Below are 20,854 nucleotides of genomic sequence, written 5' to 3' on the forward strand. Positions count from 1 at the left end.
CAAGAAGTGCGAAAAGGAAAGCGGAGGCGCCGCCTGCGCCGCCAAGGCCATCGACAAGAACGGCAAGCCGCTGGCGGGCGCCGCCAAGAACAGTTTCGTCAAGAAGTGCGAGAAAGACGCGGCCGCGCCGGCCGCTTCGAAGTAAGCCGCCTCCGGCTCAATGGGTCCAGACTCCCCTGGCCAGCAACACGGCGGCCAGCGGGATCAGCACCACCAGGTGGGCCTGCACCATGATCATGCGGCGCACCTTGCGCACCTCGGCTTCGGCCGGCAAGGCGCCGCTCGCATCCAGCGCCTTGCGCCAGCTGATGAAGGCCCTCGTCGGACCGATCGACATCAGCCCCACCACCACGAACAGCGTCAGCTTGAGGTGCAGCAGGGGCTGGTGCCAGTACCACTCGAAACCCTTGGCGCCCCAGTAGGTGCGCGCGAAACCCGTGGCCAGCACGGCCATGGCCGCCATCATGTAGATGACATCGACCCGCGCCAGGCGGCGCACCACGGCGGCGTTCATCCATTCGGGCCGGCACAGCGCGGCCTCGCTCGTGATGAAGACGACCAGGGTCAGGATGGCCACGAAGTGCGCGTAGGCCAGCAAGGATTCAATCAGCATGGGGACTCCTGAAGCAGGGCTTGAGACCAGTATGCCGGGTCGCCATAGGTCTCTTTGATGAAATCGATCCACAGACGCAGGCGCAGCGGCAGGTGCTTGCGCTGCGCGAACACGGCGTAAATGCCATTGGGCGGGGCCGCGACCTCGTCGAGCACGCTCACCAGGCGACCGGCGCGCACGTCGGACTCGACCTCCCACCATGACCGCCAAGCCAGGCCCAGGCCTTCCAGGCACCAGGCGTGCAGCACCTGGCCATCGGAACAATCGAGCTTGGTGGCGGGGCGCACGTAGCTGGTCTGGCCGTCGAGGGTGAAGGCCCAGCCGCGCGTCTGGCTGGCCTCGGAGCTGAGCGTGAGGCAATCGTGGCGGGCGATGTCGGCGGGCACCGCGGGACGGCCGCGCCGGGCGATGTAGTCCGGGCTGGCCACGCACAGGCGGCGGTTGTCGGCCAGGCGCACGCTGATCAGGCTGGAATCGGGCAGGTCGCCGACACGCACCGCGCAGTCAAAGCCCTCGTTGACCAGGTCGACCAGGCGGTCGGACAAGTTCAAGGTCATGGAGACCTCGGGGTGCAGGGCCACGAAGCGCGGCACCAGGTTCGCCACATGGCGCCGCCCGAAGCCCGCAGGTGCCGTGATGCGCAGGTGGCCGCTGGCCTTGACGCCCCCGGCGCTGACGCTGGCCTCGGCATTGGCCAGGTCGGCCAGCAGGCGCTGGGAGTCTTCGAGGAAGGCGCTGCCTTCTCGGGTGAGGCTGATGCGGCGGGTGGTGCGGACCAGCAATTTGACACCCAGGCGTTCTTCCAGGGCATCGATGCGCCGCCCGATGACGGCGGGCGCCACGCCTTCGGCCTGGGCGGCGGCGGTCAGGCTGCCTCGGATGGACACGGCGACAAACGATTCAATCTGCTTGAGTCTGTCCATGATGGGCACCCCTGACAACCGGATCTTTGCGTAAAAGTCATGAATCCATGAATTTACGGGCTGGTAATGGCTGGATAAGTATCGAATAAAATCGGGGCATTGAAAAGAGGGCGCCCGGAAAAAGCTGGGGCACAGCGCCTGCTGAGTCCCTCTTCCCCTTGGTCTTCACTTATCTGACGAGGTTCACCATGACCGCACGCACCACCGTCCACGGCCTCCAGGTCGCCACCGAACTCTTCCGTTTCATCGAAGACAAGGTGCTTCCGAACACGGGCGTCGAGAGCAGCAAGTTCTGGGCGGGTTTCGACCAGATCGTGTCCGACCTGGCCCCCAAGAACGCCGCCCTGCTGGCCGAGCGCGACCGCATCCAGACCGAGATGGACACCTGGCACGCCGCCAACCCGGGCCCGATCAAGGACATGCCCGCCTACCGCGCCCACCTGGAAAAGATCGGCTACACGGTGCCCGTGCCTGGCAACGTCAAGATCACCACGTCGAACGTGGACGCCGAGCTGGCCACACAAGCCGGCCCGCAACTGGTGGTGCCGATCCTGAACGCCCGCTACGCGCTGAACGCCGCCAACGCCCGTTGGGGCAGCCTGTACGACGCGCTGTATGGCACCGATGCCATCCCCGAGACCGATGGCGCCGACAAGGGCAAGGGCTACAACCCCGTGCGTGGCGCCAAAGTCATCGCCTTTGCGCGCAATGTGCTGGACCAATCGGCCCCGCTGGAAGGCGCGTCGCACAAGGATTCGACCGGCTACCGCGTTGAAGGTGGCAAGCTGGTCGTGGCGTTGACCAATGGCAAGACCGCTGGCCTGCAAAACCCGGCGCAGTTCGTGGGTTTCCAGGGGGATGCCGCCGCACCGAGCAGCGTGCTGCTGGTGAACAACGGCCTGCACATCGACGTGCAGATCAACCGCAGCACCCCGATCGGCCAGACCGACCCGGCCGGCGTCTCTGACCTGGTGCTGGAATCGGCCCTGTCGACCATTCTTGACTTGGAAGACTCGGTCGCCGCTGTCGATGCCCAAGACAAGGTGCTGGGCTACAGCAACTGGCTGGGCATCCAGCTGGGCACTTTGTCGGAAGAGGTCGCCAAGGGCGGCAAGACCTTCACGCGCAAGCTGAACGCCGACCGCGTCTACACCGGCGCCCATGGCGGCGAAGTGAAGCTCCATGGCCGCTCGCTGATGTTCGTGCGCAATGTGGGCCACCTGATGACCAACCCGGCCATCCTGTGGGGCACGGAGGGCAAAGAGATCCCCGAAGGCATCATGGACGCCGTCGTGACCACCACCATCGCCCTGCACGACCTGCAGCGCCATGGCGCCAACGGCATCGTGAACTCGCGCCAAGGCTCGGTTTACATCGTCAAGCCCAAGATGCACGGCCCCGCCGAAGTCGCGTTCGCCGCCGAGCTGTTCAGCCGCGTCGAACAGCTGCTGGGCCTGGCCGACAGCACCGTCAAGCTGGGCATCATGGACGAAGAGCGCCGCACGAGCGCCAACCTGAAGGCCTGCATCGCCGCCGCTTCGAGCCGCGTCGCCTTCATCAACACCGGCTTCCTGGACCGCACCGGCGACGAGATGCACACCGCCATGCTGGCAGGCCCCATGATGCGCAAGGGCGACATCAAGAGCAGCGCCTGGATCGCCGCCTACGAGCGCCGCAATGTGCTGATCGGCCTGCAATGCGGCCTGCGCGGTCGCGCCCAGATCGGCAAGGGCATGTGGGCCATGCCCGACCTGATGGCCGAGATGCTCAAGCAGAAGATCGGCCACCCCAAGGCCGGCGCCAACACCGCCTGGACGCCTTCGCCCACGGCCGCCACGCTGCACGCGCTGCACTACCACCAGGTCAATGTGGCCGCCGTCCAGGTCGAGATCGAGAAATCGAACGAAGACGCCGAAGCGCTGCTGAACAACCTGCTGACCATCCCCGTGGTGGAACAGGCCAACTGGTCGGAGACCGACAAGCAGCAAGAGCTGGACAACAATGTGCAAGGCATCCTGGGCTACGTGGTGCGCTGGATCGACCAGGGCGTGGGTTGCTCGAAGGTGCCCGACATCCACAACGTGGGCCTGATGGAAGACCGCGCCACGCTGCGCATCTCCAGCCAGCACATCGCCAACTGGCTGCAGCATGGCGTGGTGAGCGAAGCCCAGGTGCGCGAGACCTTCACGCGCATGGCCGGCGTGGTGGACCAGCAGAACGCGGGCGATCCGCTGTACATCAGCCTGGTGAAGAATCCCAACGGCGTGGCCTTCCAGGCTTCGCTGGACCTGGTGTTCAAGGGCAAGGAACAGCCCAGCGGCTACACCGAGCCGCTGCTGCACGCCTGGCGCCTGAAGGCCAAGGCGCTGTAAAGAAAAAAGCACCCCACGGGGTGCTTTTTTCATGGCCCCGCGCACGCTTCGTGCATGCACATGCCGCACCCTTGACTGGACACGAGCGATGCCATGCCCCCTGCAGCTTCCGTGGTCATCATTGGTGCGGGCTTTGCCGGCACCACCCTGATCCGGGCCCTGGAACGCCAGTGGCCGGGTGGCTTGCGGCTGACACTCGTCTCGGACGAGAGCTACACCACCTTCAACCCGATGCTGCCCGAAGCGGTGGGCGCTTCGGTTTTCCCCGAGCAAGTGGTGGTGCCAGTGCGCGAAATGCTGCGGCCAGGCTGCGGCAGCCGTTTCATCATGGGCGCGGTGACCTCGGTGGACACGGTGGGCAAGACGCTGGTCTGCCGCACGCTGGCGGGCGAGATGTCCGTGGCCTACGACCACCTGGTGCTGGCGTTCGGCAACCGCGCCCGGCTGGACCTGCTGCCCGGCATGGCCGAGCACGCCTTGCCCCTGAAAACCGTGGGCGACGCCATGCACATCCGCAACATGGTGCTGCGCCGCCTGGCCCGCATCGAGCTGGAAACCGACCCTGAGCTGCGGCGCCAACTGGGCCACTTCATCGTGATTGGCGGAGGATTCTCGGGCGTGGAAGTGGCCGGTGAACTGGTGGACTGCCTCGCCAGCATCCGCCGTTACTACCCCCTGGTGCAGGCCGACGAACTGAAGATCACGGTGCTGCATGGCACCGAGCGCCTTCTGCCAGAGCTGTCGCCAGGCCTGGGGGCGGCCGCCCTGGCATCACTGAGGCGGCGGGGCGTGGCGGTGCGCCTGCAAACACGCGCGCAATCCTTGTCCGCCGAAGGCGTGGTGCTGAGCACCGGCGAGCTCATCGCGGGCCACACCCTGATCTGCACCATCGGCACCGAGCCCAACCCGCTGGCCCGCCAGGCCGGCCTGGCCTTGCAAGGCGGCCGCATCCTGACCGAGGCAGACATGTCCGTGCCAGGCCACCCCGGTTTGTGGGCGCTGGGGGATTGCGCCGCCGTGCCCAATCTGCACGACCAAAGCACCTCGCCGCCCACCGCGCAGTTCGCGGTTCGGCAAGCCCTGCACCTGGCGCGCAATCTGATGGCACGGACGCGGCGCGAACCCACGCGGCCGTTCAGCCACCGTTCACGCGGGATGATGGCCTCGATCGGGCACTTGAAAGGCGTGGCCGAAGTAGGGGGCCTGGCCCTGACGGGCTGGCCGGCCTGGGTGGTGTGGCGGGCCTACTACCTGTCGCAGATGCCCTCGTTCGGAAGGCGGCTGCGCGTCTTCCTGGAATGGGCGTGGGGCATGTTCTTTCCGCCAGACATCACGCACCTGCGCTTCACGCGCAGCCACGAATTGCGGGAGGACGAAGCGCGCCGCACCGCCGAGGCTGAGCAAGGTCAAGCCTGGGCGGAACGGGCGCGGCCGACCGGAACCGACGGCCGCTGAGCTGGCTCAGAAGGTGTATTGGCCGCCCAGCGACAACATGCGCAGACCACCCGTTTCACCACCGCACTCGCCCGAGGTCAGGTCCAGCGCGGCCACGGCCTTGATGTTCTTGGTGAAAGCGAAGTCCAGGCCCAGGCCGAGGTAGCCGGCCGCCTTGGTCTCGGACGACGAGAACTTGCTGCCGGCGTACCCACAGCGGGTCTTGACGGCCGCGACACCCACGCGGGCGATGCCGCCAAATCGGGCGGTGAAATCAGCGTGGATGCCACCGGCCAGGACCAGGGCCTGGCTCTTGACGTTCACGTTGGCCGTGCCAACGCGGGTCTTGCCCTTGCCGAAGCCGATGTAGCTCAGTTCCACGGCGCCGTGCGGGATCTCGTCATCGGCGTAACCGGCCGACAGCTTGAAGCTCGTGGCCGAGTCATCGCAGTTGACCCCGCCGGAACAGCCCAGACCGAGGTGGGAACGGCCCAGGTTGCCACCCACGTAGAACTGGGCTTGCGCGCTGCCCACGGTCAACAACACAAGCGCAGCGGCCGAAATGATTTTTTTCATGGTGTTTGGAACGCGTAAGAGGGGAGAAATGGCCACCCGCCGCCACCAGGCCGCGGGTGGATCAAGCAGTTCAGAAGTCGTACTGGGCGCCGAGGGACAACAAACCCACCGTGGCCGAGGGCAAATCAACCGCGGCAGGGCACTTGGCACGGGTGACGTCCAGCGCCACGACGGCCTTCAGATTGCGGGTGAGCGCATAGTCGAGGTTGCCACCAACATAGGCCGCCAGGTAGGTCTGGTCCACCGAGCCGCTGAAGCTGTTGACCGTGCCCGTGCAGCTGGTCTTGACGTAAGCCAGGCCCGCGCGGCCCCCACCACCGAACGACGGGGTGAAGTTGCCGTGAAGCGCGGCTGCCAGGAAGAAGGCCCTGGCCTTGAATTCGGCGGCACGCGCGCCTTCGGCCTTGGCTTTGCCCAGGTCGAGGTAACCACCTTCGACCGAGAAATTCTGGTTGGACGGATCCTTGAAGCCCACGTAGGCCTTGTAGCCGATGTCGTTCGTGTCACAGCGGACGCCAACCGGGCATTCGATGTCGACCTTGCTCAAGCCCAGGTTGCCACCCACGTAGACCTGCGCCTGCACGCCTCCCACAGCCAGCGCCAGGAGCGCGGCCGACATGATCTTTTTCATAACCGTCCCATTGAACACCGTCGAACATTCGACCGGCGGGATTGTAAATGTCGCATGGTGGCCGATTCACCCCCCGCTAGGGAATGCGATAGGTCCGGGGCGGGCACACCGATTGCCGAAACAGAAGCACTTCCACCACCGAGCCCACCATGCCCGCCCAAGACCTGACCTTCAAAGTGCTCACGGTCAACACCCACAAGGGCTTCACGGCCCTGAACCGTCGCTTCATCCTGCCGGAATTGCGCGAAGCGGTGCGCACGGTGCAGGCGGACGTGGTGTTTTTGCAAGAAGTACACGGCAGCCACGAGCACCATGCCGTCCAGCATTCGCTGTGGCCCGAAGTCCCGCAATACGAATTCATGGCCGACGAGATCTGGTCGGACTTCGCCTATGGCCGCAACGCCGTCTACCCGCATGGCGACCACGGCAATGCCGTCTTGTCAAAATTCCCGATCCACCGCTTCGAGAACCACGATGTGAGCGTGTCCTCCATCAATGGGGCCGAAAAGCGCGGCTTGCTGCACTGCGTGCTGGACGTGCCCCCGCTGGGCCAGCAGGTGCATGCCATCTGCGTGCACCTGGGGCTGCGCGAAAAACACCGCCAGAAGCAGCTTGACCTGTTATGCCAGCTGATCGACCGGGAAGTGCCCCACGACGCCCCCCTGATCATCGCTGGCGACTTCAACGATTGGCGACTGCGCGCCCACCAGCACCTGACCCGCTGTGCCGGGCTGCACGATTGCTTCGTGGACACCTTCGGCAGCCCACCGCGCACTTTCCCCGCCCGCTTCCCCTGGCTGCAACTGGACCGCATCTACGTGCGCGGCGTGGAGGTCCATGAACCGCAGGTGTTGTCGACGCGCCCCTGGTCGCACTTGTCCGACCACGCGCCACTGACCGCGGAGATCCGCCTGTGAAACCCGGCTGGAAACCCATCGACCACATCGAGCTGCTGGAGAACGGCGAGGCGTTTTTCCCGGCCGTGTTCAAGGCCGTGCAAGAGGCCGAGCGCGAGGTGCTGATCGAGACCTTCATCCTCTTCATGGACAAGGTGGGTTGGGAGCTGCACGCCGTGCTGGTGGAGGCCGCCAAGCGCGGTGTGCAAGTCACCCTGACGGTGGACGGCTATGGCTCACCCGACCTCAGCAAGGAATTCATCGACACGTTGAGCGCCGCGGGCGTGCGCGTCCAGGTGTTCGACCCGCAGCCCAAATTGATGGGCATGCGGCTGAACGTGTTCCGGCGCCTGCACCGCAAGCTGGTGGTGGTGGATGGCCAGACGGCCTTCATCGGGGGCATCAACTATTCGGCCGACCACCTGGCTGATTTCGGCCCCCAAGCCAAGCAGGACTATTCAGTGCTGGTGCGCGGCCCCATCGTCGAAGACATGCACCGCTTCGCGCTGGCCACGGCCGCGCCCTCGCGCCGCTGGCGTTCGCCGTGGTCGCGCGAACCCCGATCGCCAGGCAAGAACCGGCCCGACGCGAGCATGACATCCTGGGCCTCCTTCGTCTCGCGCGACAACCGGCACCACCCGACCGACATCGAGCACCAGTACCGCATGGCGATCCGCGCCGCGCGCCACGAATTGATCCTGGCCCACGCTTATTTCTTCCCGGGCTACCGCCTTTTGCGCGACCTGCGCAACGCCGCCAAGCGAGGCGTCAAAGTGACTTTGATCCTGCAAGGCGAGCCCGACATGCCCATCGCCAAGCTGGCCGCGCGCATCCTCTACGACTACCTGCTGCGCGCGGGCGTGCAGATCTACGAATACTGTGAACGGCCCTTGCACGGCAAGGTGGCCCTGGCGGACCAGGAATGGGCCACCGTGGGATCGAGCAACCTGGATCCGCTCAGCTTGTCGCTGAACCTGGAGGCCAATCTGTTCATCTGGGACCGGCGCTTCAACCAGTACCTGCGTGAACGCCTGCAGCACTTGATGCAACACCATTGCCAGCATGTGCAAGAGCCCGAAAAAAGCCACCGGCTCATGTGGCGCCTGGGATTGAGCGTGCTGGTCTTCCACGTGATGCGGAGATTTCCACGTTGGGCGGCCTGGTTGCCCAAGCACCAGCCTCAGTTGGCCGCGGTCACGCACGTTGACGAAGCACAGCTTGACCCCGAGCAAAGGCGCGCATGAAGTCAGCCAGCGCCGCCCTCGAACAGGTGTCCTCCTCGGGTTGGTGGCCCATCGCCAAGCGCGTGCTGGTCAGCGCCTTCACGCTGGGCGTGCTCGCGCTCATCGTCTGGAAGGCCAAGGACATCGACTGGCCGGCCGTGGGCCAGGTCTTGCGCGAGATCTCGCCTCTCACGCTGGCCACGGCCGCGGGTTTCGCCCTGCTGAGCTTTGGCATCTACGGCAGCTTTGAGCTGTTCGGCTGGCATTACCTGAACCACCCGCTGGCACGTTGGCGCATGGTGGGGGTGGCCATGGCCAGCTACGCCATCAACCTGAATTTGGGGACCATCGTGGGTGGGGTCGGCTTTCGCTACCGGCTCTACGCACGCCAGGGGCTGCACGTGCCGGAGGTGGCCAAGCTGGTGGGCCTGGCCATGCTGATCAACTGGCTGGCGTATCCCCTGTTGCTGGGCATGTGCCTGGTGTTTCCGGTGGTGACCCTGCCCGCCGACTGGAACCTGTCGCCCGACACCCTGCGCTGGGCCGGCCTGGTGCTGTGGCTGGTGCCGCTGGCCTACCTGGCCGCGTGCACCTGGTCACCACGCCGGCACTGGACGTTGCGTGGGCAGAACGTGTCCCTGCCTTCGGGGCGCATGGCCTTGCTCCAGCTGGGTTTGTCGGCGGCCAATTGGCTGGCCAACGCGGCCGCCATTTATGTGCTGATGCCAGAGGGCGTGTCCTACCTGACCGTGGTGTCCGCCTTGATGGTCAGCGCGGTGGCGGGCGTGCTGGCCCACGTCCCCGGTGGGCTGGGCGTGCTGGAAGGCGTCTTCGTGGCGCTGCTGGGTGCGCAGGTGCCGCACGCAGAACTGATCGGCGCGCTGCTCGCCTACCGCGCGGTGTATTACCTGGGCCCCTTGCTGCTGGCCGGTGTGGCTTACCTGGTGTTTGAAACCACCACCAAACGACTCGCGGCCGAAGCGTGATTTGCGCCTACGATCCGGGCATCGCCAGCCCACCCGGACGTTGTTGTCATGCCCCACGCCTTGTACCCCCACCTGCTCGCGCCGCTCGACCTGGGCTTCACCACCCTGAAGAACCGCGTGCTGATGGGCTCCATGCACACCGGCCTGGAAGACGGGCGCGACCTGAGCAAGCTGGCCGCCTATTTCCGAGAGCGGGCCGAGGGCGACGTGGGCCTGATGGTGACGGGTGGCTTCTCGCCCAACCTGGCGGGTTGGGTCAAGCCCTTCGCTGGCACCCTGGCCACCTCGGGCGCCGCCAAACGGCACCAGGTGGTGACCCGCGCGGTCCACGAGGCTGGCGGCAAGATCGCCCTGCAGATCCTGCACACGGGGCGCTATGCCTACCACCCACTGGCGGTGGCGCCCTCGCGCATCCAATCGCCCATCTCGCCGTTCACGCCCTTTGCCCTGTCAGCGCGTGGGGTTAAACGGCAGATCCGCGCTTTTGTGAACTGCGCACAGAAAGCGCGCGAGGCCGGCTACGACGGCGTCGAGATCATGGGCTCCGAAGGCTACCTGATCAACCAGTTCCTGGCGCAACACACCAACCAGCGCACCGACCAGTGGGGAGGCGATTACAGCCACCGCATGCGCCTGCCGGTCGAGATCATGCAGCGCACGCGCGAGGCCGTGGGCCGCGACTTCATCATCATCTACCGCCTGTCGATGATCGACCTGGTGCCCAATGGCAGCACCTGGGACGAGGTGGTGATGCTGGGCAAGGCCATCGCGAAATCGGGCGCCAGCATCATCAACACCGGCATCGGCTGGCACGAAGCGCGTGTGCCGACGATCGCCACCAGCGTGCCGCGCGCGGCGTTCGCCTGGGTCACGCAAAAGATGAAGGCCGAACTGATGGCCGATGGCATCACCATCCCGCTGGTGGCCACCAACCGCATCAACACGCCCGAGGTGGCCGAAGCGGTGCTGGCCGGCGGCGCGGACATGGTGTCGATGGCGCGTCCGCTGCTGGCCGATGCGCATTTCGTCAAAAAGGCCGCGCAAGGCCGGGCCGACGAGATCAACACCTGCATCGCCTGCAACCAGGCCTGCCTGGACCACATCTTCAAGAACAAGCTGACTTCGTGCCTGGTGAACCCACGGGCCTGCCACGAGACGGAACTGGTCTACCGGCCGACCACCACCAAGCGCCGCTTCGCCGTGGTGGGCGCGGGCCCGGCCGGCCTGACGGCTGCCACCGTGCTGGCCGAGCGTGGACACGAGGTGCACCTGTTCGAATCCGCCAGCCAGATCGGTGGGCAGCTGAACATGGCACGGCAGGTGCCCGGCAAGGAAGAGTTCCACGAGATGCTGCGTTACTTCCGCAAGCGGGTCGAGGTCACCGGCGTGTCGCTGCACCTGGACACCACCGTGAATGCCGCCGATCTTCAGGGCTTCGACGAGGTCATCGTGGCCACGGGCGTGAGCCCTCGCGACCCGCGCATCCCGGGGCAGGAGCACCCCAAGGTGCTGAGCTACATCGACGTGCTGCGCCACAAAAAGCCCGTGGGCCAGCGCGTGGCCGTGGTGGGCGCGGGCGGCATCGGTTTCGACGTGGCCGAGTACCTGGTGGGCGATGGCCATTCACCGACGCTGGACCTGGCCGCCTGGCAGGCCGAGTGGGGCGTGACCGACCCGGCCCTGTCGCCCGGCGGGCTGCGCACGGGCAAGCCCGAGGTCAGCCCACCCGCGCGCCAGGTGACCCTGCTGCAACGCAAGAAGGGCAAGCTGGGCAACGGCCTGGGCAAGACCACGGGCTGGATCCACCGCAGCGCCTTGAAGATGAAGAACGTGCAGATGGTGGGCGGCGTGAATTACGAGCGCATCGACGACGAAGGCCTGATGGTGACCCACGGCGAAAAGCGCATCGACCCGACCTGGATTCCCTGCGACACCGTGGTGCTGTGCGCTGGCCAGGTTCCTTTGCGTGATCTGGCCGATGCCCTGGAAGCTCAAGGCCGGAAGGTGCACGTGATTGGCGGGGCCTTCGAAGCGGGCGAGCTGGACGCCAAGAAGGCGATCGACCAGGCGGCGCGCCTGGCCGCCTCGCTGTGAACCGAAACGGTCAGTGCACGGTGGTGCTGAACGTCGTGCCGCAGCACTTCTTGAATTTCAGACCGCTGCCGCAAGGGCACGGTTCGTTGCGCGCCACCTTGTCGGTGTTGCGCACCGGCACCGACTTGGGTGGGTGCTGCAGCCAGAACAGGCGCAAGTCCTGCACCGACAGCATGGCCTGGGCGATCAGGTCATCGCGTGCCAGTTCGGCCTCGTTGTAGGCCTGCTCGCAGAAGTCGCGCAGGGCCTGGCGGTCGGTCAAGGTCAGGGACAGCACGGCCTGCACATTGAAGTCGACCAGGTCGGCTTCGGGGCTGCCGGGCTCGAACACTTCCCAGTCGTCTTCGAAATCGAGCAGGGCTTGGCCGAAGCCCCTCGCCCAGCCGCCGCCGGTCTGCAGGCTCATGGCCTGCTCGTCGTTGATCAGGCCCTCGGCCAGCTTCTCGGCGATTTCGTCCTGAGGGTACTCGGACATCAGCGGGTTGAGGTGCACCTCGTCGGGCTCGTCGATCAGGCGCTCGGGCTGCAGCTCGCCGGCCAGGGCGTTCCAGCGGCGCATCAACAGGGCCATGACGACCTCGAAGTCCTCGGCCTTGCTCAGCACGTGCATCAGCGATTCACCGAACATCAAGGTCAGGTATTCGCTGGGGGCGACGTCGCGCGGGCCGCAGATCAGGGCGGTCAGGTAGCCATCGACCCAGTCGGGCGCCACCTCGGGTTGGTGTTCGCTGAGGCGCTCGCACCAGTCCTCCAGGGCGGCAATGTCGTCATCGGTGAAGGCTTGGAGGGTGGTCGTCATGGGGTGTCCTGTTCAAGGCATCTTAGGACACCTTGGCCACCCAACTCAAGGGGGCGAGGCGCATGTACCACGCGATCGCCGCCCAGGGCCAGCGCGGCACGCAGGCTTTGGCCGGTTCGCGCTCGATGGCGGCCACCAGGGCGCGGCAACCGGACTGGGTGTCGACCATCAGGGGCGTTTTGGCCGATTGGCTGCTCAGCTCGGTTTCGATGTAACCGGGGAAAATGGTGCTGACCTTGATCGGTGTGCGCCCCATCGCATCGGCCCGGATGCCTTCGAGCAAGGCGGCGAAACCCGCCTTGGTGGCCGCGTAGGTGGTGAGGTTGCGGCCCAGGCCGCGCATCGCGCTCATCGACGAAATGCCCACCAGGTGGCCACCGTTCTGCGCGCGAAAAATCTCCATGGCCGCCTCGCATTGGGCCAGCGCCGCGATGAAGTTGGTCTGCGCGGTCTGCAGGTTGGCGTCGAAGCGGCCCTTGCCGATGGGTTGGCCCTTGCCCAGGCCAGCGTTGACGATGACACGGTCGATCGTGCCGAACTCGGCCTTGAAAGACTTGAACACCTCGAAGACCTGGGCGTGGTCGTTCACGTCCAGCGCGCGCACCGAGATGCGCGCCCCGGGGTGCCGGGCCTCCAGCTCGGCCTTGAGCGCCAGCAGGCGGTCGGTGCGGCGCGCGCACAGGGCCAGGTGGCGGCCTTTGGCGGCGAATTCGCGGGCCATGCCCTCGCCGAGGCCCGAACTGGCGCCGGTGATCAGGATGGTCTGGCGTGTGGGCATGGCTTGGTCCTTGTGCCGTGAGGCTTACTTGAGGTTCAGGAAGGTTTTCAGCGCGGCCACGGTGCGCACCGGGTCTTCTTCCTGCGGCACGTGGCCCAGGCCATCGAACATCACCAGTTGGCTGCCAGCGATGTCCCGCTTGAAGTGCTCGGCGTTGTCAGGCGGGATCAGACCATCCTTGCTGCCCCACAGGATCAAGGTGGGCTGGTGGATCTGCTTGATCAACTCGGCATGTTCACCACCGGGCGATTGCTTGAAACGGGCGCTCAGCGCATCGCGGTTGCCTTGGCGCAGGGTGATCTCGTAGTAGCGGTCGACCAGCTCGGGCGTGACCTTGGCCTGGTCGCCGTACACGTTGCGCACGCTGGATTCGATCATGCTGCGCGGCAACACATTGGCCAGCACGGGCCGCAGCGCCGGGATCTGCGCCAGCTTGAAACCGATGGGCACCGAGGTCGCCTTGTAAGGGTAGCCCCCGGCATCGACCAGCACGAGCTTCGAGACCCGATCAGGGTGCGCCTGCGCCGTCATCCACGACACGGTGCCACCAAAGGAGTTGCCGGCCAGCACGACTTGCTTGAGGCCCAGTTGGTCGAACACGTCCTTCATGAAGCCGGTGTAGCGGGTGAGGTGGTAGTCACCGTCGGGCGCGGGGCCGGTCAGACCGAAGCCGGGCAAATCGAGCCGGATCACACGTCGTTGGCCCTTGAGCGCGGCCACCCAGCCATCCCAGGTGTGCAGGCTGGCCGAGGTGCCGTGCAGCAACACGATAGGCTCGGGATCGTCCTTCGGCCCTTCGTCGCGCAGGTGCACCTGCATGCCCTGCACCGTGATGAACTGAGAGGGTGCCGGCGCCCACCGCGCCTTCAGGGATTCGACGGGGCGGTCGGGCGCCCAGGTCATCGCGACGGCGCCCGCGACCAGCACGGCCGCGAGCAACAAGAGGCCGAGCACGGCCTTCAACAAGGTCTTCATGAGTTGGATCCCAGCGTTTTGGTTGGACTTGTTTTGCACAAGCCTCAACGATAGGTCAAAAGACCCTTGTCGCCACCTTCCAGGTGCGCATGTTCGTTGACCGAGATGAGGTGCAGGCCATCACGCCCGGCCAACAGTTTGGTCACGCCGGCGTTGGCCAGCGTCCAGTTGATGGTGAAGGCTTGTGCGTCGCTCAGGCCCAGCAAGTGGGCGCAGATCACGCTGATGGTGCCGCCAGAGGTGAAGACCAGCGTCGTGCCCTTGGGCGGGCTTTGGCGGACGATGTCGTCCAGCGCGGCCACGCAGCGGGCGCGGAAGTCGGCCCAACTCTCGGCGTATTCATGCGCGTGCTCGCCTTCCACCCAACGCGTCACCGCGCCCTTGAAGAAGCTTTGAAACGCGCGGCGTGGGTCGCCCGAGGCGGCCATGTCGCCCATCATCACCAGCTTGTCGACGTAGCGCGGCTCGGCCACCTCGATCACGTTCTCGTGGTTGAACTCGTTGACGCCCTGGTGCAGTTCCCTCGGCAACTGGCAGCCCAGTGCTTCCAGGCAATTGATGGCGGTTTCCTGGTGGCGCTTCATGCTGCCGCTGATGACCAAATCAGGCACCACGCCGCGCGCCTTCAGCGATGCGCCCAGCACGCGGCCCTGCTCATGGCCCACGGGCGAGAGCTGGTCGTAATCATTGCTGCCGAACGAGGCCTGCCCGTGGCGGATGAAGTAGATGGCGCCCATGCTTTAAATGCCGCTCCGCTTGATCATGCCCTTGCAGCGCCAGTCCAGGTAATTGGCCAGCAGCCAGAAGTTCTTGAAGGCCGGGTTGCGCGTCTGCTTGTGGTGGTAGCGGTAGTAGATCTGCTGCACGATGGCGGCCAGGCGGAACAGGCCATACACCTCGTAGAACACCCAGTTGTCGGGCTTGAGCTTCATGCGGTCCAGGTAGTACTCGACCACCTCTTCGCGGCGCAGCATGCCCGGCAGGTGCGTGGGCTGGCGGCGCGTGCTCATCAAGAACTTGCTGTCGTCGGCATGCACCCAGTAGGCCAGGCTGTTGCCCAGGTCCATCAGCGGGTCGCCCAAGGTGGCCATTTCCCAGTCGAGCACGCCGATCACTTTCGTGGGATCGCTTTCGGACAGGACCACGTTGTCGAAGCGCCAGTCGTTGTGGATCACGCAACTGGCCACGTCTTCGGGGATGTGCTCTTTCAGCCAACCGATCACGTAGCTGTACGAAGGCACGTTCCAGGTCTTGGCCTTGGTGTAGCGGTCGCTCCAGCCTTCGATCTGGCGGCGGCAGTAGCCACCGCCTTTGCCCAGCGCTTCCAGGTCGGTGCCCTTCACGTTCACCTGGTGCAGCTCGACCAGCTTGTCCAGCACATTGGTGCACAGTTGGCGCGTGGTGGCCACATCGAGGTTCAAGCCGCGCGGCATGTTCTTGCGCGGGATGATGCCGGCGATGCGCTCCATCACGTAGAACTCGCTGCCGGTGATGGCTTCGTCGGTGCAATGCCCGACCATGTTCGGCACCACCGGGTAGACCGGCTTGAGCGCGCTCTGCACGCGGAACTCGCGGCCCATGTCGTGCGCGCCCTTGGCCTTGGTGCCGGCCGGCGGGCGGCGCAGGATGTAGTCGGCATTGGGGTACTTCAAGCGATACGTCCAGTTCGACGCGCCGCCCGAGAACTGCGTGACCTCCGGCTGGCCTTGCAGGCTCGGCACTTGCGCTTTCAACCAGGCATCGACCGACGCGGTCTTGAGCTCCTCACCCTGGCGGACGGCGCCGCCCTGGTCTTGGACACCGCCAGCGCCCTTGCTCGCGCCTTCGCTCATCGGGCCACCCCGTACTTCATCAGCTCCAGGCGGGCGATCATGCCCTTGTGCACTTCGTCCGGGCCATCGGCCAGGCGCAGCGAGCGGGCCTGGTTGAAGAATGCCGTCAACGGCGTGTCGTGCGACACACCCATGCCCCCGTGGATCTGGATGGCGAAGTCCACCACCTGCTGCAGCACATTGGGCGCCACCACCTTGATCGCGGCCACGTCGGTCAGCGCGGCCATCACGCCCAGGGTGTCGATCTTCCAGGCGGCTTGCAGCGTGAGCAGACGGGCCTGGTCGATGGCCAGGCGGCATTCGGCGATCCGCTCGCGGTTGCCACCCAGGTTGATGATGGGCTTGCCAAAAGCCACGCGCTTCAGGCCCCGTTGGATGGCCAGTTCCAGCGACTTCTCGGCGGCGCCCAGCATGCGCATGCAGTGGTGGATGCGGCCCGGGCCTAAGCGACCCTGCGCGATCTCGAAGCCCTTGCCCGGCCCGGCGATGAAGTTGCCCACCGGCACGCGCACATTGGTGAAGTGCACCTCGCCATGGCCGTGCGGTTCGTCGTATTCGCCGAACACGGGCAGCATGCGCTTGATCTCGACGCCGGGCGTGTCCATTGGCACCAGCACCATCGAGTGCTGGCCATGGCGGCCGGCATCGGCATTGGGCGTGCGCGCCATGAAGATGCCGATCTTGCAGCGCGGGTCGCCCACGCCAGACGACCACCACTTCTTGCCGTTCAGCACGATGTGGTCGCCTTCGACCACGGCGGTCGCTTCCATGTTGGTCGCGTCGGATGAGGCCACGTCGGGCTCGGTCATGAAGAAGACGGAGCGGATTTCACCGGCCAGCAGCGGCTTCATCCAGCGCTCTTTCTGCTCGGCGTTGCCGTACTTCCACAGCACTTCCATGTTGCCGGTGTCGGGGGCAGCGCAGTTGAAAATCTCGGGTGCCATCATGCTGCGGCCGGTTTCCTCGCAGCTGAAGGCGTACTCCAGCACCGAGAGGCCCGCGCCCAGCTCGGCATCGGGCAGGAACAGGTTCCACAGGCCTTCGGCGCGGGCCTTGGCTTTCAACTCTTCCACGCGGGGCGGGATGGTCCATTTTGTCCAGTCACCACCGTTGCGCTGGCCCAGGATTTCTTGCCAGTGCTGCGCCTCGATGGGCTCGATGTGGGTTTTGACGAAGGCACGGACGGCATCGGCCGTCTTCTTGGCGCGCTCACTGGGCTGGAAGTTCATGGTGGTCTCCTGGTGTGGAATGCGGCGATGCTACGCCCGCGCAGCCATGCCGGCAAATGCTGATTCTTCATCGCAAGTCATGCACGATTTGAATGACTTGGTGGTGCCATCGCTTGCCGTGCTCCGATGCACACGCTGTCGCGCAACCAGCGGTGCACCGGGTTGGCATCGCGGTCGGCATGCCAGTACATCCAGATGGTGATGGGCGGCACGGGCAGCGGCAGCTCGCGCACCACCAGCGGCAGGCTGCGCGCCAACTCTTCGGCGTAGGTGCGCGGCAAGGTCAGCAGGGCATCGCTGTGCAACACCACATTGGCCGCTGAAAAATAATGCTGGCAGCGCAGGAAGACATCGCGCGCGCCCTGGCCCAGCGCCGCCCACACCGATTGCAGCGGGTCGGGCTGGTCTGGCTGCACCGACACCATCACGTGCTTGCCCGCGAAATAGGCGTCCACCGCCATGGGCCGCGCCGCCAAGGGGTGGTCGCGGCGCATGATCACGGCCAGGCTTTCATCGGCCAGGCGTTCGCCCTTGATGCGGCCATCGACGCGCCATTGTCGGTCGATCACCAGGTCGACCTCGCCCAGCGTCAGGGCCTGGGCCAGGGCATCGCGGGGCACGCGCACGCTGGCCACCTTCACGCCCGGCGCCACCTCCGCCAGCCGCGCCATCAAGGGGGGCAGGGTGATGGCCTCCAGCACGTCGCGCATGCCCAGGCGCACGGTCATGCTCAGCGCGGCGGGGTCAAACGTTTCGGCCTGGGCCATGACCGACTGCAATCCGCGCAGGTGGGCTTGCACCTCGCCGATGACGCGCCGGGTCAATTCCGTGGGCACCATGTGGTTGCCCTGGCGCACAAAGAGCGGGTCGCCCCACAGGCGGCGCAGGCGGGCCAGGGCGTGGCTCACGGCCGGCTGGCTCAGGTGCAGGTGACGCGCCGCGCCCGAGATGCCGCCCTGCTCGAAAACAGCGTCCATGACGCGGAACAAATTGAGGTCAAGCCGTGACGAAGGTAGAGCCATGGCGCTTTTTACACGACAATGTCGGATTACCGATTTCGGAGCTTTTCGGAGCGCATCACCTTGGACACACCGCCTCGGTGACCGCCCCTCCAGCTGACCGGCGCATCGGCCTGCATTAGTCAGGCGCGGCGCCCAGGTTCCCAGCGCGGAGAGGGCGGTCTACCCACATACCCACCCCTCATCCGCACGCGCCGCAGTCTGGCGCTGGAGATTGCATGCTCAACGTCTTCACGCTGGCCAACGGCCGGCTTTTTCAAGAAGAAATCGACAGCCAGGACGGCCTCATCCCGGTCACGCCCGTGTGGGTCGACCTGGAAGACCCCACGCCCGAAGAAAAAGGCTGGATCGCCGCCCATTTCGGCCTCGTCATCCCCCAGGACATCATCGACGACGACCTGGAAGAATCCGCGCGCTTCTACGAAGAAGACGGCGCGATCCACATCCGTTCCGACTTCCTGATCGACGACGACGAAGCGCCGCGCAACGTCCGCGTGGCCTTCATCCTGCACAACAATGTGCTGTTCTCGATCCACCGCGAAGACCTGCCGGTGTTCCGCCTGCTGCGCATGCGCGCCCGCCGCATCCCCGCCCTGATCGAGGACGCCAAGGACGTGCTGCTCAAGCTCTACGACGCCGACGCCGAGTATTCCGCCGACACGCTGGAAGGCATCTACGACGGACTCGAGAAGGTCAGCAAGCGCGTGCTGAAAGACGAGGTGAACGACCAGGCCGCCGCCGAGGCCCTGGCCGCCATCGCGCGCCAGGAAGACTTGAACGGCCGCATCCGCCGCAACGTCATGGACACGCGCCGCGCCGTCAGTTTCATGATGCGCGCCCGCATGCTCAGCGCCGAGCAGTTCGAGGAAGCCCGCCAGATCCTGCGCGACATCGATTCACTCGATTCGCACACGGCCTTTCTGTTCGACAAGATCAACTTCCTGATGGACGCCACGGTCGGTTTCATCAACATCAACCAGAACAAGATCATCAAGATCTTCTCGGTGGCCTCGGTGGCACTGCTGCCGCCCACCCTGGTGGCCAGCGTGTACGGCATGAACCTGAAGTTCCCCGAGCTGGCCTTCCTGGGTGAATGGAGCTACCCGTACACGGTCGGCCTGATGATCGCCAGCGCGCTGGTGCCCATGTGGTACTTCCACCGCCGAGGGTGGCTGAGCGCGTGAGCGATTTGAAATTGCCGCCCGGCCTGTGGCGGGTGATGATCGGCACCGCCATGGTTGTGCTCAGCTACAGCCTGCTCAACCCAGTGCTGGCTGTGCGCCTGCAGACGGCGGGCGTCAGTGCCACGGCCATCGGCGGCTTCGCCATGCTGTCTTTCATCAGTGTGGCCCTGCTGGTGCCGGTGGTGCCGCACGTGTTTGCCCGCATTGGCGTGGGCCGGGCTTACCGCATCGGCCTGGGCATGGAGGTGATCTCCTGCCTGGGCTACTTGCTCACCGACGACTACGCCACCTGGTGCGGTCTGGCCCTCATGGCCGGCATCGGCGCGGCGGCCGCCTGGAACGCGACCGAAGCCCTGATCGCGCACAACGTGCCGGTCAGCCACCGCGGCCGCCTCACCGGCCTGTACCAGACCGTGCTGGGCTGCGCGATGGCCGTGGGGCCCATGCTGCCCAGCGTGCTGGGGCTGGACCCGCGCCAGGCCAATGTGGTCGCGGCAGGGGGGCTGGCCTTCGGACTGCTGCTGTCACTGGCCCCGGCCGTGGCCACGCTCAAGGCCGCCCACGAAGGAGCGCAGACCATGGGCCTGGCGGCGGCCTGGCGGCACCGGCCCTTGCTGGTCTGGGCCGCGCTGGTCGGGGGTGTTTTCGAAGTGGGCCTGGGGTCGGTCACCACCGCCTATGGCTCGCAACTGGGCATGAACCTGGCGGCGGCCACCTCCATCGCGGGTGCGCTCGGCATGGGCAGCTTCCTCCTGCAGTACCCCACCGGTTGGCTGGCCGACCACGTGCCAACGCGGCGCTTGTTCACCGGCGCGGCCGTCATCCTGGTGCTGGCGTCGCTCACCTTTGGCCAGGTCAGCCATTGGCCCGAGCTGATCTGGCTGTGCGCCGCCGCCTGGGGCGCGGTGGGCGGGGCCTTGTACACGCTGACCATGATCCGCGTGGCGCACGATTTCGCCGACACTTCGGCCGTGGCCGGCACCTCGGCCATGATCGCGGGCTACACAGCCGGCGGCGCTTTGGGCCCGCTGGTCAGCGGCGTGGTGATCGACCATTTCGGCGCCCTGGGCCAGAGCTGGTGGCTGGCCGCGCTGGCCGGCACCCTGGTCCTCATGCAGTGGCGCCGCACTCAGGCGCTGGGCGCCTCGGCCTGAACCTCGTCATGAAACGGCCCCCTGATTCACCGGACACGGACTATCGCTTATCTTACGGATAGGAATAGGACTGTGAGTATGACTAGGCGTACAGAGACCATAGAGGTCATCACCACTGATCAGCGCCGCAGGCGTT

19 protein-coding genes are annotated in these 20,854 nt (G+C 65.9%); 8 read left to right on the forward strand and 11 right to left on the reverse strand.

The genetic code is table 11. The annotated features are described in order from the left end of the window. Window positions 1–157 precede the first annotated feature (157 nt). Both ACREB4_RS19430 and ACREB4_RS19435 read right to left on the reverse strand, forming a co-directional pair. Entirely contained in the window at window positions 158–613 is a 456-nt protein-coding gene (locus ACREB4_RS19430) for a DUF2214 family protein (RefSeq protein WP_431589898.1), read from the reverse strand. Next, the gene (locus tag ACREB4_RS19435; RefSeq protein WP_431589899.1) at window positions 607–1,536 is read right to left on the reverse strand and encodes a LysR family transcriptional regulator; all 930 of its coding nucleotides are present in this window, start codon (window positions 1,534–1,536) and stop codon (window positions 607–609) included. The genes ACREB4_RS19430 and ACREB4_RS19435 overlap by 7 nt, the downstream gene beginning before the upstream one ends. 188 nt (window positions 1,537–1,724) lie before the next feature. Here ACREB4_RS19435 and ACREB4_RS19440 point away from each other — a divergent pair, with 188 nt between their 5' ends. Both ACREB4_RS19440 and ACREB4_RS19445 read left to right on the forward strand, forming a co-directional pair. Beyond that, window positions 1,725–3,908 (forward strand): malate synthase G, encoded by a 2,184-nt coding sequence (locus ACREB4_RS19440; protein ID WP_431589900.1) that lies wholly within the window; start codon window positions 1,725–1,727, stop codon window positions 3,906–3,908. A gap of 93 nt (window positions 3,909–4,001) precedes the next feature. Then, window positions 4,002–5,363 (forward strand): NAD(P)/FAD-dependent oxidoreductase, encoded by a 1,362-nt coding sequence (locus tag ACREB4_RS19445; RefSeq protein ID WP_431589901.1) that lies wholly within the window; start codon window positions 4,002–4,004, stop codon window positions 5,361–5,363. A 6-nt stretch (window positions 5,364–5,369) separates the two neighbouring features. On the opposite strand, the gene ACREB4_RS19450 is transcribed toward ACREB4_RS19445, so the two are convergent. Both ACREB4_RS19450 and ACREB4_RS19455 read right to left on the reverse strand, forming a co-directional pair. Beyond that, the gene (locus ACREB4_RS19450) at window positions 5,370–5,918 is read right to left on the reverse strand and encodes an outer membrane beta-barrel protein (protein ID WP_431589902.1); all 549 of its coding nucleotides are present in this window, start codon (window positions 5,916–5,918) and stop codon (window positions 5,370–5,372) included. A 70-nt stretch (window positions 5,919–5,988) separates the two neighbouring features. Further along, window positions 5,989–6,537 (reverse strand): outer membrane beta-barrel protein, encoded by a 549-nt coding sequence (locus ACREB4_RS19455; RefSeq protein ID WP_431589903.1) that lies wholly within the window; start codon window positions 6,535–6,537, stop codon window positions 5,989–5,991. Between the two features lie 161 nt (window positions 6,538–6,698). Between ACREB4_RS19455 and ACREB4_RS19460 the strand changes: the two genes are divergently transcribed. Genes ACREB4_RS19460 through ACREB4_RS19475 form a run of 4 tightly spaced genes read left to right on the forward strand, consistent with a single transcriptional unit; the run spans window position 6,699 to window position 11,748 of the window. Then, entirely contained in the window at window positions 6,699–7,466 is a 768-nt protein-coding gene (locus ACREB4_RS19460) for an endonuclease/exonuclease/phosphatase family protein (protein ID WP_431589904.1), read from the forward strand. Continuing rightward, window positions 7,463–8,689 carry a cardiolipin synthase ClsB gene (gene clsB / locus ACREB4_RS19465; protein WP_431589905.1) on the forward strand — a complete coding sequence of 409 codons (1,227 nt, stop codon included), beginning with the start codon at window positions 7,463–7,465 and terminating at the stop codon, window positions 8,687–8,689. Before ACREB4_RS19460 ends, clsB begins: the two co-directional genes overlap by 4 nt. Further along, complete coding sequence (locus ACREB4_RS19470; protein WP_431589906.1) at window positions 8,686–9,654, forward strand: lysylphosphatidylglycerol synthase domain-containing protein; 969 nt, start codon at window positions 8,686–8,688, stop codon at window positions 9,652–9,654. Before clsB ends, ACREB4_RS19470 begins: the two co-directional genes overlap by 4 nt. A 48-nt stretch (window positions 9,655–9,702) precedes the next feature. After that, on the forward strand, window positions 9,703–11,748 hold the full coding sequence (locus tag ACREB4_RS19475) for an FAD-dependent oxidoreductase (RefSeq protein WP_431589907.1): 2,046 nt from the start codon (window positions 9,703–9,705) through the stop codon (window positions 11,746–11,748). Between the two features lie 10 nt (window positions 11,749–11,758). Here the strand turns inward: ACREB4_RS19475 and ACREB4_RS19480 are convergent, their stop codons facing one another. The 7 genes from ACREB4_RS19480 to ACREB4_RS19510 form a co-directional block, all read right to left on the reverse strand. After that, window positions 11,759–12,547, reverse strand: coding sequence for a UPF0149 family protein (locus ACREB4_RS19480; RefSeq protein ID WP_431589908.1), 789 nt, complete (start codon window positions 12,545–12,547; stop codon window positions 11,759–11,761). A 22-nt stretch (window positions 12,548–12,569) separates the two neighbouring features. Then, complete coding sequence (locus ACREB4_RS19485; protein ID WP_431589909.1) at window positions 12,570–13,325, reverse strand: SDR family oxidoreductase; 756 nt, start codon at window positions 13,323–13,325, stop codon at window positions 12,570–12,572. A 24-nt stretch (window positions 13,326–13,349) separates the two neighbouring features. Continuing rightward, a complete protein-coding gene (locus tag ACREB4_RS19490) occupies window positions 13,350–14,300 on the reverse strand; it encodes an alpha/beta fold hydrolase (RefSeq protein WP_431589910.1) in 951 nt (316 codons plus the stop codon). A 44-nt stretch (window positions 14,301–14,344) separates the two neighbouring features. Beyond that, on the reverse strand, window positions 14,345–15,037 hold the full coding sequence (locus tag ACREB4_RS19495) for a histidine phosphatase family protein (RefSeq protein WP_431589911.1): 693 nt from the start codon (window positions 15,035–15,037) through the stop codon (window positions 14,345–14,347). A gap of 3 nt (window positions 15,038–15,040) precedes the next feature. After that, window positions 15,041–16,132, reverse strand: a complete 1,092-nt coding sequence (locus tag ACREB4_RS19500; protein WP_431589912.1) for a phosphotransferase family protein — start codon at window positions 16,130–16,132, stop codon at window positions 15,041–15,043. Then, on the reverse strand, window positions 16,129–17,361 hold the full coding sequence (locus ACREB4_RS19505; RefSeq protein WP_431589913.1) for an acyl-CoA dehydrogenase family protein: 1,233 nt from the start codon (window positions 17,359–17,361) through the stop codon (window positions 16,129–16,131). Before ACREB4_RS19505 ends, ACREB4_RS19500 begins: the two co-directional genes overlap by 4 nt. A gap of 77 nt (window positions 17,362–17,438) precedes the next feature. After that, window positions 17,439–18,383, reverse strand: coding sequence for a LysR family transcriptional regulator (locus tag ACREB4_RS19510; RefSeq protein ID WP_431589914.1), 945 nt, complete (start codon window positions 18,381–18,383; stop codon window positions 17,439–17,441). A gap of 215 nt (window positions 18,384–18,598) precedes the next feature. Between ACREB4_RS19510 and corA the strand changes: the two genes are divergently transcribed. Continuing rightward, on the forward strand, window positions 18,599–19,564 hold the full coding sequence (corA, locus tag ACREB4_RS19515) for a magnesium and cobalt transport protein CorA (protein ID WP_431589915.1): 966 nt from the start codon (window positions 18,599–18,601) through the stop codon (window positions 19,562–19,564). After that, entirely contained in the window at window positions 19,561–20,718 is a 1,158-nt protein-coding gene (locus ACREB4_RS19520) for an MFS transporter (protein WP_431589916.1), read from the forward strand. Before corA ends, ACREB4_RS19520 begins: the two co-directional genes overlap by 4 nt. The last annotated feature ends 136 nt before the right edge of the window (window positions 20,719–20,854 follow it).

Source organism: Aquabacterium sp. (assembly GCF_050725395.1).
Taxonomy (GTDB): domain Bacteria; phylum Pseudomonadota; class Gammaproteobacteria; order Burkholderiales; family Burkholderiaceae_C; genus Aquabacterium.